Below are 12,634 nucleotides of genomic sequence, written 5' to 3'. Positions count from 1 at the left end.
CCCGCGGAGGGGACCCCCCGGGGCCCCCCGGGCGGGGCCCCCAAACCCCCCCCCCCCCCCCCCCCCCGCGGGGGGGGGCCCCCCCCCCCCCTTCCCCCCCCCCTTTTTACCCCCGCCACTGGCGCGCGTTTCACCAGGCCCAGCTTTTCGCGCACCTCGGCCGGGGTGATCACCCGCGCGCCAAGGTTGGAGACGATGCCCGCGGCCCGCTCCACCAACTGCCAGTTCTGCGCCAATACCCCCTTGTCGAGGTAGAGATTATCCTCCAACCCGACCCGCACATTGCCGCCCGCCAGCACCGAGGCCGCCACATAGGGCATCTGATGCCGCCCCAGCGCAAAGGCCGAGAAGGGAAAGAAAGCAGGCACATTGTTCACCATCGCCATAAAAGTATTGAGATCATCCGGCGCCCCCCAGGGCACCCCCATGCAAAGCTGCACCAGCGCGTCGGGCTCCAATATGCCATCCTCGACCAGCTGCTTGGCATACCACAGATGACCGGTGTCAAAGGCCTCGATCTCCGGCTTGACGCCCAGTTCCGTCATCCGCCTGCCCATCGCCTGCAACATGCCGGGCGTATTGGTCATCACATAGTCGGCCTCGGCGAAGTTCATCGTGCCGCAATCCAGCGTGCAGATCTCCGGCAGGCACTCCGCCACATGCGCCACCCGGGCCTCGGCGCCGATCATGTCGGTGCCGACTTCCTTTACCGGCAGCGGCGCCTCGACACCGCCAAAGATGATATCGCCGCCCATGCCCGCCGTCAGGTTCAACACCACATCGGTGTCACTGTCGCGGATCCGGTCGGTAACTTCGCGGTAAAGCGCAAGGTCCCGCGAGGGCGCGCCGGTGTCTGGATCGCGCACATGGCAATGCACCACCGCCGCCCCCGCCTTGGCCGCCGCGATGGCGCTTTCGGCGATCTCCCTGGGCGAGCGCGGCACATGCGGGCTGCGATCCTGGGTGCCGCCGGAGCCCGTCACGGCACAGGTGATAAAGACCTCGCGGTTCATGAGAAGTGGCATTTTCTGTTGTCCTCGTGATGTACAGGGTTGTGCCCCGGGTTATCCCCAGGCTTCTCCCCGGATTCCAATTTGCGCTGCCTCTGACTCTGGCTCAGCCTTGCAGGACAGAGTTTACCTCAGGCGAATCGAAGTTGATGAAACCCGCAAAAAACATACTCCAACCGGAGAACCGCCCGCTCAAGACCGCTGTTCTGGTGATGGACGAGTGCAACACCCTGTCCTTTGCGGCGGCGGTGGATCCGATGCGCGCCGCCAACCGGCTGGCGGGTCGGGCGGCCTTTGACTGGGATTACATCAGCGCCACGGCTGAGGCCCCGATGCTGACCTCGGGCCTGACGGTGCCCTCAACCCCGCTGGCGCGGCTGGATCACTGTGACCTGCTGATCGTGGTGGCCGGTTTTCAATTGGCCCGCCATGCCACCCCGAGCCTGCTGGCGGGGCTGCGCCGCATCGCCAGCACCGGCACCACCATCGCCGGTATCGACGGCGGCCCCTGGCTGATGGCAGAGGCGGGGCTTCTGGATGGCCATGCCGCCACCACCCATTGGGAAGATCTGGAGAATTTCTCCGCCCGCTTTCCCGACATCCACTGCCGCACGGATCGCTTCACCCTATCCGAGGGGCGGCTGACCTCCGGCGGTGCCACCCCGGCGATCGAGATGATGCTGCATATCATCGGCGCCCGCCACGGCCATGGCTTTGCCGCGCGGGTGGCCGGGCTGTTTCTCTACGATGGCAGCCAAGCCCCTGTTCGCCCCCAGAGCCGCCTTGGCCATCACCGTCACAATGCGCTCACCGCCAAGGCCAATGCGATCATGGAAGCGGCGCTGGACGAGCCCAAACCCCTGGCCGAAATCGCCGAGGTGCTGGGCACCAGCCCGCGCAGCCTGCAACAGCAATTCCGCCTGCGCCTGAACACCACGCCGCAGGATCACTATCTGCAATTACGCCTGGCCGAGGCCCGCCGTCTGGTTACCGATACCGACCTGCCGCTGATGGAGGTCGCCATGGCCACCGGCTTTGCCTCGCAATCCAGCTTCGCCCGCGCCTTTCGCACCGCCCATGGCACCTCTGCGCGCGAATTGCGGCAGGAAAGCACGGTGCCCAGCCTGCGTCATAGCACCCATACGGTGGCACACCCCCCTGCGCAGGCTTCCACAACGACGCACCACTAGGGGGCGGCGGGCGCAGCTGCACAGCATCAACATCTGACATGTCAGTTGAAACACGAAGATTCATCTCGTAGCCTGCGAGGGAATCAAAAGGACACAACCGACATGTTTGGAATTTCTGCCGCCTTGCTGACGCCCTTTCAGGCCAATGGCGAGATTGATGGCGCGCGCCTCGGCCACCATGCCAAATCGCTGCTGGATCGCGGGCTCAGGGGGGTCACCCTGTTTGGCACCACCGGCGAAGGTGCCTCGATCAGCGCCCAAGAGCGCGCTCTGGGCATCCAGGCACTGCTGGAGGCGGGCTGCGCGGCGGAATCCATCACGCTCGGGATCTGCGCCACCTCGCTGGGGGATGCAGACCATCAGGTGGCAGAGGGGCTTGGTTTCGGGATCACCAGTTTTCTGCTGCTGCCACCCTATTATTTCAAACCACTCGACGAGGAAGGGCTGTTCGACTGGCATATGGAGCTGTTCCGCCGGGTCGATCCAAAGGCACGTTTCATCCTCTATAACATCCCGCAGCTCTCGGGCGTGCCGCTCTCTGCTGCGCTGGTGGGCCGTCTTGCCGCCGCCGCGCCGAACCGGGTGCAGGCGATCAAGGACAGCTCCGGCAGTTGGGAGAGCGCCGAGGCGTTTCTGGCCCTTGGCACCGTCACGGTGCTGATCGGCGACGAACGCCTGCTGCACCGGGCGGTTGCGCTTGGCGCCGGGGGGGCGATTTCGGGCGTGGCCAATCTCTATCCCGAACGTATGGCGCAAATCGTGGCGACCGCCACCGAGGACGCCGCCCTGTCGGCGGAAGTCACCCGTATCGTGTCGATGCCCGTCATCCCGGCGCTCAAGGTGCTGATAGCCCAGCAAACCGGTGACGCCGCCTGGGACCATCTGCGCCTGCCCCTGCGCGCGCTGGACGCAACGGATCGCGCACGCCTGCTGCAAGAAACGAAAGCCGAGGCCTAATGTCCGAACCGGAAATCAGACTGCGGGATCACGCTTACTCCAGCTTTACCCAAAAGCTGCTGGAGCGCGATATCCAGCCCGGGCAGTTCGTATCCCAGCGCGAGCTGGTGGCGCTGACCGGCATGCCGCTGGGGGCCATCCGCGAGATGATCCCGCGTCTGGAGGCCGACGGGCTGATCCGCACCTCGCCCAAACGCGGCTTGCAGGTGCTGTCCATTGATCTGGAACTGATCCGCAACGCCTTTCAGCTGCGCCGGATGATCGAAACCGAGGCCTTTGGCCTCTTCTGCACCGACGCGCCTGACGGCGATCTTCTGCGGTTCAAAGAGGAGCATCTGGCCATTCGAAACGAAGCCCAGGCCGGCGTCACCCCGGAACTGCTGGCGCGCGCCCAACATATGGACTGGGCCTTTCACGACCATGTGGTGGATCACATGGGCAACCAGATTGTCACGGACATTCATCGGGTTAATGCGATAAAAATCCGGTTGATCCGCAACGCGGACACCCGCATGCTGCCAGAACTTGTGGTCTCCGTCATGGAGGAACACCTGGCCATCATCGACGCGCTGCTGGCGCGCAACAAGGACACCACCGAGGCCGCGATACTGGCCCATATCAACAGCGCCAAAGGGAGGGCGCTGGGGATCTGATCCCCGGGGTGTAAACGACGTTCAACAGACAGGAACGAAAGAACCAAAGGATTGCGGAGACCCGCAACATCAGAGGAGGAGACCCAAATGACACATAAGATGACCCGCCACATGCTGGCGGCCATGGCAGCCCTGACCCTGGCCCTGCCCGCCGCTGCCGCCGATAAAGTCAAGCTGCGCATGTCCACGCCAGCCTCGGAAACCGACCAGCGATCAGTCGCGCTGGCCGAGGTCTTTGGCCCGGCGGTTGCGGAATTTGCCACCTATGAGCCCCATTACAACGCATCGCTGATCGCGCAGGGGTCGGAGCTGGAGGCCATCGCATCGGGTGATCTGGAAATGTCCATCGCCTCGGCGCAGGAGCTGGCGCAGTTCTTCCCGGAGTTTTCGATCTTTGCCACCGGCTATGTGCATCAGGACGCCGCGCATCAGGTGGCCGTGTTCAACGACGCGCTGATGGATCCCTTCAAGAAAACCGTGGAGGATGAACTGGGCGTCAAATTGCTGACGGTCATGTATCTGGGTCGTCGCCACGTCAACCTGCGCCAGTGCCGCGACGAGGTGGACGTGCAGACCCCGGCGGATCTCGCCGGTGTGAACCTGCGCATGCCCGGCACCGACGCCTGGCAGTTCCTGGGCAAGGCCCTGGGCGCGAACCCGACGCCGATGGCCTTCACCGAGGTCTATACCGCGCTGCAAACCGGCTCTGTTGATGGTCAGGACAACCCGCTGCCGACCGTGGTGGATGCCAAGTTCTACGAGGTCACCTGCCAGATCGCCCTGACCTCGCATCTGGTTGACCTGAACTATATCGCGCTTTCCAAGGCGACCTGGGACAGCCTGAGTGCCGAGCAACAGGCCACCCTGCAACAGGCCGCAGATGACGCCGCCGAAAGCGGCCGTCAAAAGCAGCTCCAGAAGGAAGAGGACCTTGTCGCCTTCCTCAAGGAACAGGGGCTCGCGGTCTATGAGCCGGATCTCGCGGCCTTCCGCAGCCACGTGCAGGAGCAATACAAGGGCACCGAATTCGCTGCCTCCTGGCCCGAAGGTGTGCTCGACCAGATCAACGCATTGGGCAACTGATCGCGCGGTGGCTGGCCTACGGGCCATCCATCCCCCCACCGGGAGGAGACACGCCCATGATACGCGCATGTGCCCTGCTGCGCCGCGCCGCAGAGCTGATTGTCGGCACGCTCATCGCCTTGATGTTTCTGACATTTGTCTTGCAAATCACCATCCGCTATTCGGCGCGGCTGGGCTGGATCAGCGAGGCCCTGCCCTTCCTTGATCCCTCCCGCTATGGCTGGACGCTGGAGTTTTGCCTGCTGCTTTGGGTCTGGATCATCTTCATCGGCTGCGCCTTTGTGGTGCGCGACGAGGACCATGTCTCCTTTGATATGCTCTACAGCCATGTCGGCCCCCGCCTGCGCCGCGGCTTTGTCATCTTCGGCGCGCTGGTGATTGCCGCCGGACTTGCGCTGTCGGTTGAGCCGACCTGGAGCAAATTCTACATCCTGAGACTCAAGAAGACCGCGACGCTGTCCAACGTTTTTGGCGACTGGATCCGCATGCGCGATATCTACTCGGTCTACATGCTGTTCCTGATCACCGTGACGCTGCGCTATGCCTGGACCGCCTATCAGGCCATCCGCCACGGCATTCTGCCGACGCATAACGTCACTGAGGGCGATAAATGAGCATCGAATTTCTTCTGTGCATTGGCACCATCTTTATGATTGCCGGCATTGGCATGCCGATCGCCTATGCGATCCTGATCGCGTCTTTTGTCTATCTGGCCGCAGCCGGTCAGGACATTGGCCTTGCAGGGAAAATCCTGCTGGACGGGCTTTATAACAGTTTCATCCTGCTGGCGGTGCCGCTGTTCATCGTTGCCGCCAATATCATGAACGCGGGCACGATTTCGGACCGTTTGCTGGGGTTCTGCGTGGCGCTGGTCGGGCGTTTTCGCGGCGGGCTGGGCCATGTGAATGTGGTGGCCTCGCTGATCTTTTCCGGCATGTCCGGCTCTGCCGTCGCCGATGCCGCCGGGATCGGCAAGATCATCATCGAGATGATGACCCGCAGCGGTCACTACACAAGGGGCTATGCCGCCGCCATCACCGCCGCCAGCGCCACCATCGGGCCGATCATCCCGCCGTCGATTCCGATGGTGCTCTATGCTTTGGTGTCCAATTCCTCGATAGGCTATCTGTTCCTTGGCGGTATCGTTCCGGGGCTGCTGATGGGGCTGGTGCTGATGGCGATGAACTACTGGCTGTCGCTGCGCCGTGGCTTTGCGCTGGAAGACCCCGTACCGCTGGCAGAGCTGCCCAGGCGCACGGTCACCGCCTTTCCGGCGCTGATGATGCCTGCGATCCTGCTCTATGGGATCTACGGCGGCGTCACCACCCCGACCGAAGCCGCTGCAGTGGCGGCCTTCTATGCGCTGGTGCTGGCGTCGATGTTCTATCGTGCCCTGCGCCTGAGGGCGCTGATGGAGATCCTGATCGACAGCGCCCGCTCCTCTGCCGCCGTGGGGCTGGTGATTGGCGGCGCCTTGATCCTGAACTATGTGGTTGCCTCCGAGAACATCCCCAACCTTTTGGCCGCGCAGCTGGTGGGGCTGGATGTGCATCCTTTGGTGTTCATCTTCGCGGTGAACCTGCTGTTGCTGCTGCTCGGCTGTCTTCTGGACGCCACCACCATCATTCTGGTGGTCATCCCGCTGTTCATCCCGACCTGCCGCGAGCTGGGCATCGACCTTGTGCATTTCGGCGTTGTCGCCGTGGTCAATTGCATGATCGGCCTGATCACCCCGCCCTATGGGATCCTGTTGTTCGTGATCAACGCCGTCACCCGCATCCCCCTGGGCGAGATCATTCACGAAATCTGGCTATTCCTCGGCGTGTTGCTTCTGGCGCTGCTGGCGATGATCCTGTTTCCGGGGCTGGTGCTCTGGCTGCCGCGCAGCTTTGGCTATGCCGGCTAATGCCCCCTGCCCCGCTCTGCCCCTTGGCGCGGCGGGGCGGGAATTTGCTTATCCCTGAGCGGCACCACCGGAGCCAATCACCTGAAAATGAGCCAATTCGCCGCAAGAGTTCCCCCCTAACTGGCGATCACAGCGCTTAACAAACCGGTCACGACCGCATATTTCTCTTGCACACGATTTGAAAGTTCCGTCGTAAAGCGGGTTGTCGGACCAGCAGAAGGCTGGCTACCCTCAGGCGGAAACGGGGACATATGCTAAATACGCTTTCGGGCCGATTTCTGATCCTGACAACGGTCTTCGTCATGTTGGCCGAAGTGCTTATCTTTGTCCCTTCCATCTCTCGTTTTCGCCAGGATTACCTCTCGGACCGGCTGCAACGGGCCCAGATCGCCTCGCTGGCGCTGCTGGCCGATGACATGATCGACAGCGCGCTGGAAAAGGAGCTGCTGGAAAACGCGGGCGTCTATAACGTGGTGCTGCGGCGCGACGAGATGCGCCAGCTGGTGCTGTCCTCGCCGATCCCGCGCCCGATCAGCGGCACCTTTGATCTGCGCGACGCGGGCTCCGTCACCCTGATCCGCGATGCGCTGACGCGGCTGGTCACGCCGGGCAATGACATCATCCGGGTGATCGGGGCACCGGTGCGCGACGCCGGATTGCTGATCGAGATCACCATGGAGACCGCCCCCCTGCGCGAAGAGATGATCGAATATGGCCTGAGCATCCTTGTGGTGTCGGCGGTGATCTCGGTGCTGACGGCGGTGCTGCTGTTTGTGGCGGTGCGTATGGTGCTGGTGAAACCGATCAAAGGCGTGATCGGCTATATGCAGCGCTACGCCGCCGCGCCCGAGGACGCCCGCGGCATCATCACCCCCTCAGCTGGCGTGATCGAACTGCGCGAAGCCGAAGAGGCGCTGCAAAAGCTGCAAACCGAGCTGACCCATGCGCTGAAACAGCGCGAACGGCTGGCGCAGCTGGGATCGGCCGTGGCCAAGATCAGCCATGATCTGCGCAATATCCTGACCTCGGCGCAGCTGTTCACCGACCGGATCGAAATGAGCGAGGATCCCACCGTGCGCCGCCTTGCGCCCAAGCTGGTGAACTCGATCACCCGTGCGGTGTCGCTCTGCGAGGGCACGCTGGCCTTTGGCCGCGCCGAGGAGCCCGCCCCGACCTTTGGCCGCACCTGCCTCAGCGAGATCGTCGATGACGTCGCCGAAAGCGAAGCGCTGGTGGCCTCCGATGTCGCGGTCGAGATCCTCAACGCGGTGCCCCATCCGACGGTGATCCGCTGCGACAAAGAACAGATCTTTCGGGTCATCATGAATTTGGTGCGCAATGCCCGCCAGGCGATCATCGCCACCGGCCAGAAAGGACAGATCACCGTCAGCCTGCAAGAAGATGACAACGCCTGGTGGATCGAGGTCGCAGACACCGGCCCTGGCCTGCCGAAAAAGGCACAGGACAACCTCTTTACCCCGTTCCAGGGCGGCGCGCGCAAAGGCGGCTCCGGCCTCGGCCTGGCAATCGCCGCAGAGCTTATACGCGGCCACGGCGGACAGGTCATTCTGGACAAGACAGGCCCCGAGGGCACCGTGTTCAAGATCTGCCTGCCCAAGGGCGATGGCGCCATCTAACCACCGCACACCCTTGACGTAATTTATTTCCGTTTTGGGGTTGCGCTGCCCCAAGGCCAGAGATAAACCCCGCGCTTAGTGGACCGATAGCTCAGCTGGATAGAGTACTTGACTACGAATCAAGGGGTCGGGGGTTCGAATCCTCCTCGGTCCGCCACTTCCCCCTTTGTAGAACGTCAGACGAAATTGGCTTTTGCGTCATAAACTCACCCAATCACCGCGAACCGAATGATTGTGGGCAAGCCGCGAGTATCCGGTTCGCCCCCCCCTTACGTGATGCTTCGCTAGATCTTTAGAGCGGCGACGCACGGAAAGCGCCTAGCTATGCTAGGGCCGCGGCGGCACTGAGCTACTCCCAATTGATTGGACAGGATCTGGTGTAGATGGAGTCTATGCACCCCACACGTTTCAGCCTTGCGCAGACATGTGCTTCCGTTTGCGCAGCCAACTGCCGTCTCTGACTGCAATTGCCGAACCGCGCGACCCCTGAAGGACTCGAACCCTCAACCTGTCGATTAGAAGTCGACTGCTCTATCCAGTTGAGCTAAGGGGCCTGGTACGCGCGCCACGACGTTTAAACGATTGGCGAAGTTCACACAATCCGCCTTTAGATCATTTTCTCACGGCATCGCACCTTGGCTGCTGGCAGTGAGGACAGATGAAATCCCTCAGGCGTCGCGTCTGGCTGTGGTCGCGATAAGAACACTGTACCGCTGGGCGGAGAAACGAGTCACGCTTCGAGCGCGCTGGCGCGGCGAATGGCGCAGGTGGCAGGTCTCGCCCTGGCAGTGCGCTAGAGCATGTCTTTCGGCTCCGGCTGCCGGGCCCTCTCCCGTTGCAGCCTCGCCACATAGTCGCGCAGCAAAGGCACGCGGCGCGGCCTGAAACGGCCGCCGCTCAGCTGGGCGTCTTCTATGCCCGATACATGAAAAATGCGCCAATCGTGACGCAGGCAACACCAGACCAACATCATGAGCGTATGGTCGGAGTAGCTTATCCCGAGCGGCCAGACCTCGCGCTGGGTGATCTGTCCCTTTAGGTCGCGATAGCGAATATTGAGCGCCCGCTCTTCCCAGCAGGCGCGGCGCAAGAGCGCCATGTCGACGCGGAGCGTCTCCCGCGCAGCTGGCGGCCGGAAACTGCGCAGGACAGTATGAACCGCCTGGCGGGACTGCTCGTCTGGCAGCGTGGCGATGATCCGCGCCAGGGCGGAGCGGCCTGCGGTCTCCAGCTCCGCGTCCCCGATCCGGGACAGGTCACCGACCGCGAGTACAAGCGCCTCGATTTCCAGTTGCGAAAAACTCTGGGGCGGCAGCGCCGCATCCTCGATCAGCCGATACCCAACCCCGGCCTCGCCATCTATGAGGGCACCCCCGGCGCGGAGCGTGGCGATGTCGCGATAGAGCTGACGAGACGACACGCCCGTCTCAGCCGCCAGCCGTGCGGCGGTGACGGGGGCCGGCAGGCGGCGCAGCGTGTCCATCAGACGCATAAGGCGATCGGTTCGAGCCATACTGACGCAATCTGTCAGCAGGCCCCAGGTATGACAAGGTCTCACACAACGTCTGGATACCCCATGCTGACACTTTATCACTCCCCGAACTCCCGCTCGACCTCGATCCTCGTCCTGATCGAAGAGCTGGGCATCACCGATCAGATCGACGTGGTGGACGTCACGGTCGCACGACAGGATGGCAGCGGTGGCCCCGATACCCGCAATCCGCATCCTGAAAAGAAGGTGCCCTATCTGATCAGCGGCGACGATCACGTAAGAGAGCGCGGCGCGATCATCGCCTATCTGACAGATCTGTTTCCCGCTGCCGGTTTGGGGCGGCCCATCTCAGACCCGCAGCGCGGCGAATTCCTGAGCTGGCTGTTTTACTATCAAGGGGTGATGGAGCCGGTGCTGGTGCTCGATTGGGCCAAGATCGAACACCCGGCGCTGCACGCGACGTTCCGCGATCTGGATGCGGTGTTTGCGCGCCTGGCCGAGGCATTGGAGCAGCAACCCTATCTGTTGGGAGAGACCTATTCAGCGGCTGATTTGCTGCTTTCCAGCCCCTTCCAATGGCTGCCTGACGCCGCGCCCAAAGTGCCGCGCATTCAAGCCTGGATAGAGCGTTGCAGCAACCGGCCGGCATTGGCGTCCGTCATGGAACGAGAGCGCGCGCGGCAGGCGCCATAGGCTCAGCCGGCGGCGTCGCCCGGCGGCACGGCCAAGTCGATCATCGCTTCCGTCATCTTCCTGATCTGGAGGCGCAGTTCGTCAAATGTCGTGTGTTCGGACCAGGTGAATTCAAGGAACAGCATATTGGCGTTGTTGAACAGCATCGCCCCGAACACGCTGCAATCCAGGTCCGCCCGCAGCTTTCCCTGCGCCTGAAGCTGAACGGTGGCGCGCACCACCTGCTGGCGCAAGGCCCGGTCGGAATCGCGCAGACGTTTGGAGTATTCCGTGCTGACATCGGTAAAGGCGAGCGCGAAGCCGAGCCGCCAGATATCTCGGTGCCACATCATATATGTGTCGCCGTAATAGATATCGAAAAGACGGTTCAGCAGCGCCTTGGCCGAGGTGGCACCATCCGGCACAACCGCCTCCCCCAGGTCCAGCAGATGTTCGTTTTCGATCGCCGCGAGGGTCAGCAGGATTTCGTTCTTGCCACCAAAGTAGTTGTAGAGCGTGCCGGGGGAGACCTCGGCCCGTTCCGCGATCGCCTCGGCGCGCACATCGTCAAAGCTCTGGTGGCTCAACAGCTCCTTTGCGGCATCAAGGATGCGCAGCATGCGGTCGGCTTTTTGTTTTTCTCTCAATCCCATAACTTGAAGTTGCCATCATTTTTGTTATAAAGTCAAATTTAAAGTTGACTACAAAATTTCACAAACCACCCCCGCAGAGCGGGAAAATACGCAGAGACCGGGCGCGGCCACGTCTCTCACCAACAGGAGCGAACATGTCACAAAATGCTGAAAAATATGGAAGAAATGACAGCGGAGATCGCAACTTCCTGCACCCTTGGCAAGATGTGACCGCGATCGGCGATGAGGCATGGACCTCCCTGAACAGCAGCGCGGGAATCTATGTTCAGGACGCTGCCGGCAATCAGCTGATCGACGGCCCCGGCGGAATGTGGTGTGTAAACGTGGGCTATGGGCGCGAAGAGATCATCGAAGCGGTCGCCCAGCAAATGCGCGACCTGAGCTATTTCTCGCCCTGGTCCATGGCCTCCGAGACCTCGACCCGGCTGGCGCAACGTCTGGCCGCGCTTGCCCCCGGCGATCTGAACACCGTGTTCTTTACAACCGGCGGCTCCACGGCGGTGGATTCGGCGCTGCGCCTGGTCTTTCTTTACAACAACGCGCTTGGGCGGCCGGAAAAGAAGCACATCATCGCCCGGGTGAACGGCTATCACGGCGCCACCTATCTCAGCTCCAGCTGCTCCGGGAAAATGCGCGAAAAGGAAGGCATGGATATGATCACCGATCACATCCATTTCCTGTCCTGCCCCAAACCGAAAGATCGCGCAGAGGGGCAATCGCTGGATGCCTTCTGTGACGAAAAGGTTGCGGAGCTGGAGGCCAAAATTCTGGAGCTCGGCGCCGACAAGGTCGCCGCCTTCATCGCCGAGCCGATCATGGCCTCTGGCGGCGTCATCATCCCGCCAGAGGGATATTACAAGCGCTGCCACGAGGTCTGTCGCAAACATGACGTGCTGTTCATCGCGGATGAGGTGGTCACCTCCTTCGGGCGATTGGGGTATCACTTTGCCTCCGAGGACGTGTTCGGGGTGGTGCCCGATATGATCACCACCGCCAAGGGGCTGACCTCCGGCTATGTGCCTATGGGGGCACTGCTGATCTCGGATCGCCTGCTCGACGACATGCGCAACGTCAGTGACACGCCCAAGGGATTCTTTAGCGGCTTTACCTATTCCGGCCATCCGGTCGCCGCCGCTGCGGCAATGGCCAATCTCGATATCATGGAAAATGACGGGCTGATGCAACATGTGCGCGATATCGCACCCTATTTTGCCAAAGCCGTCAAAAGCCTCGAAGACTTGCCCGTCGTGTCAGAGGTCCGGGTTATCGGATTGATGGCGGGGATCGAATGCGAATTGGACCCTGCCAACCCGGACGAGGACCGCGACTATGCCTTCGCGCTGAAGGTGGACGACATCTGCCAGGAGCTGGGCCTGTTGGG

General features: G+C 62.2%; 11 protein-coding genes, 2 tRNA genes and 1 pseudogene. 10 read left to right on the top strand and 4 right to left on the bottom strand.

What is annotated here, in order from left to right:
* Positions 1-113: 113 nt before the first annotated feature.
* Positions 114-1,025 (bottom strand): annotated as a pseudogene (locus HCZ87_RS16945) (3-keto-5-aminohexanoate cleavage protein); the annotation flags it as partial.
* 134 nt (positions 1,026-1,159) lie between these two features.
* Between HCZ87_RS16945 and HCZ87_RS16940 the strand changes: the two are divergent.
* The 8 genes from HCZ87_RS16940 (at position 1,160) to HCZ87_RS16905 (ending at position 8,593) form a co-directional block, all read left to right on the top strand.
* Entirely contained in the window at positions 1,160-2,200 is a 1,041-nt protein-coding gene (locus HCZ87_RS16940; protein WP_254868684.1) for a GlxA family transcriptional regulator, read from the top strand.
* A 102-nt stretch (positions 2,201-2,302) separates the two neighbouring features.
* Complete coding sequence (locus HCZ87_RS16935; RefSeq protein WP_167645630.1) at positions 2,303-3,157, top strand: dihydrodipicolinate synthase family protein; 855 nt, start codon at positions 2,303-2,305, stop codon at positions 3,155-3,157.
* The gene (locus HCZ87_RS16930) at positions 3,157-3,810 is read left to right on the top strand and encodes a GntR family transcriptional regulator (RefSeq protein WP_167645628.1); all 654 of its coding nucleotides are present in this window, start codon (positions 3,157-3,159) and stop codon (positions 3,808-3,810) included. The genes HCZ87_RS16935 and HCZ87_RS16930 overlap by 1 nt, the downstream gene beginning before the upstream one ends.
* An 87-nt stretch (positions 3,811-3,897) precedes the next feature.
* Complete coding sequence (gene dctP, locus HCZ87_RS16925) at positions 3,898-4,893, top strand: TRAP transporter substrate-binding protein DctP (RefSeq protein ID WP_167645626.1); 996 nt, start codon at positions 3,898-3,900, stop codon at positions 4,891-4,893.
* Positions 4,894-4,949: 56 nt separating this feature from the next.
* The gene (locus HCZ87_RS16920) at positions 4,950-5,507 is read left to right on the top strand and encodes a TRAP transporter small permease (RefSeq protein WP_167645624.1); all 558 of its coding nucleotides are present in this window, start codon (positions 4,950-4,952) and stop codon (positions 5,505-5,507) included.
* The gene (locus tag HCZ87_RS16915; RefSeq protein WP_167645622.1) at positions 5,504-6,799 is read left to right on the top strand and encodes a TRAP transporter large permease; all 1,296 of its coding nucleotides are present in this window, start codon (positions 5,504-5,506) and stop codon (positions 6,797-6,799) included. Before HCZ87_RS16920 ends, HCZ87_RS16915 begins: the two co-directional genes overlap by 4 nt.
* Positions 6,800-7,050: 251 nt before the next feature.
* Complete coding sequence (locus tag HCZ87_RS16910; protein WP_167645620.1) at positions 7,051-8,436, top strand: HAMP domain-containing sensor histidine kinase; 1,386 nt, start codon at positions 7,051-7,053, stop codon at positions 8,434-8,436.
* An 80-nt stretch (positions 8,437-8,516) separates the two neighbouring features.
* Positions 8,517-8,593 (top strand) — tRNA-Arg (locus HCZ87_RS16905).
* Positions 8,594-8,916: 323 nt separating this feature from the next.
* Here the strand turns inward: HCZ87_RS16905 and HCZ87_RS16900 are convergent.
* Together HCZ87_RS16900 and HCZ87_RS16895 are read right to left on the bottom strand one after the other, a co-directional pair.
* Positions 8,917-8,990, bottom strand: a tRNA-Arg gene (locus HCZ87_RS16900).
* Between the two features lie 239 nt (positions 8,991-9,229).
* Complete coding sequence (locus HCZ87_RS16895; protein WP_167645618.1) at positions 9,230-9,949, bottom strand: YafY family protein; 720 nt, start codon at positions 9,947-9,949, stop codon at positions 9,230-9,232.
* Positions 9,950-10,012: 63 nt separating this feature from the next.
* On the opposite strand from HCZ87_RS16895, the gene HCZ87_RS16890 reads away from it, so the two are divergent.
* Positions 10,013-10,621 (top strand): glutathione S-transferase family protein, encoded by a 609-nt coding sequence (locus tag HCZ87_RS16890; protein WP_167645615.1) that lies wholly within the window; start codon positions 10,013-10,015, stop codon positions 10,619-10,621.
* Between the two features lie 2 nt (positions 10,622-10,623).
* On the opposite strand, the gene HCZ87_RS16885 is transcribed toward HCZ87_RS16890, so the two are convergent.
* Positions 10,624-11,220 carry a TetR/AcrR family transcriptional regulator gene (locus tag HCZ87_RS16885; protein WP_167645613.1) on the bottom strand — a complete coding sequence of 199 codons (597 nt, stop codon included), beginning with the start codon at positions 11,218-11,220 and terminating at the stop codon, positions 10,624-10,626.
* 167 nt (positions 11,221-11,387) lie between these two features.
* On the opposite strand from HCZ87_RS16885, the gene HCZ87_RS16880 reads away from it, so the two are divergent.
* The coding region (locus HCZ87_RS16880; protein WP_167645611.1) for an aminotransferase class III-fold pyridoxal phosphate-dependent enzyme at positions 11,388-12,634 on the top strand (1,247 nt) is incomplete at its 3' end.

Source organism: Phaeobacter sp. HF9A (assembly GCF_011806385.1).
Taxonomy (GTDB): domain Bacteria; phylum Pseudomonadota; class Alphaproteobacteria; order Rhodobacterales; family Rhodobacteraceae; genus Epibacterium.
The sequence above is the reverse complement of the archived record's forward strand: the minus strand, read 5'-3'. Positions and strand labels throughout refer to the sequence as shown.

What these genes read in the sequence shown, in the direction of transcription:
- HCZ87_RS16935 (WP_167645630.1), top strand. Translation starts at nt 2,303, where the DNA reads ATGTTTGGAATTTCTGCCGCCTTGCTGACGCCCTTTCAGGCCAATGGC.
- HCZ87_RS16915 (WP_167645622.1), top strand. Translation starts at nt 5,504, where the DNA reads ATGAGCATCGAATTTCTTCTGTGCATTGGCACCATCTTTATGATTGCC.
- HCZ87_RS16910 (WP_167645620.1), top strand. Translation starts at nt 7,051, where the DNA reads ATGCTAAATACGCTTTCGGGCCGATTTCTGATCCTGACAACGGTCTTC.
- HCZ87_RS16920 (WP_167645624.1), top strand. Translation starts at nt 4,950, where the DNA reads ATGATACGCGCATGTGCCCTGCTGCGCCGCGCCGCAGAGCTGATTGTC.
- HCZ87_RS16940 (WP_254868684.1), top strand. Translation starts at nt 1,160, where the DNA reads ATGAAACCCGCAAAAAACATACTCCAACCGGAGAACCGCCCGCTCAAG.
- dctP (WP_167645626.1), top strand. Translation starts at nt 3,898, where the DNA reads ATGACACATAAGATGACCCGCCACATGCTGGCGGCCATGGCAGCCCTG.
- HCZ87_RS16885 (WP_167645613.1), bottom strand. Translation starts at nt 11,220, where the DNA reads ATGCTGCGCATCCTTGATGCCGCAAAGGAGCTGTTGAGCCACCAGAGC.
- HCZ87_RS16895 (WP_167645618.1), bottom strand. Translation starts at nt 9,949, where the DNA reads ATGGCTCGAACCGATCGCCTTATGCGTCTGATGGACACGCTGCGCCGC.
- HCZ87_RS16890 (WP_167645615.1), top strand. Translation starts at nt 10,013, where the DNA reads ATGCTGACACTTTATCACTCCCCGAACTCCCGCTCGACCTCGATCCTC.
- HCZ87_RS16930 (WP_167645628.1), top strand. Translation starts at nt 3,157, where the DNA reads ATGTCCGAACCGGAAATCAGACTGCGGGATCACGCTTACTCCAGCTTT.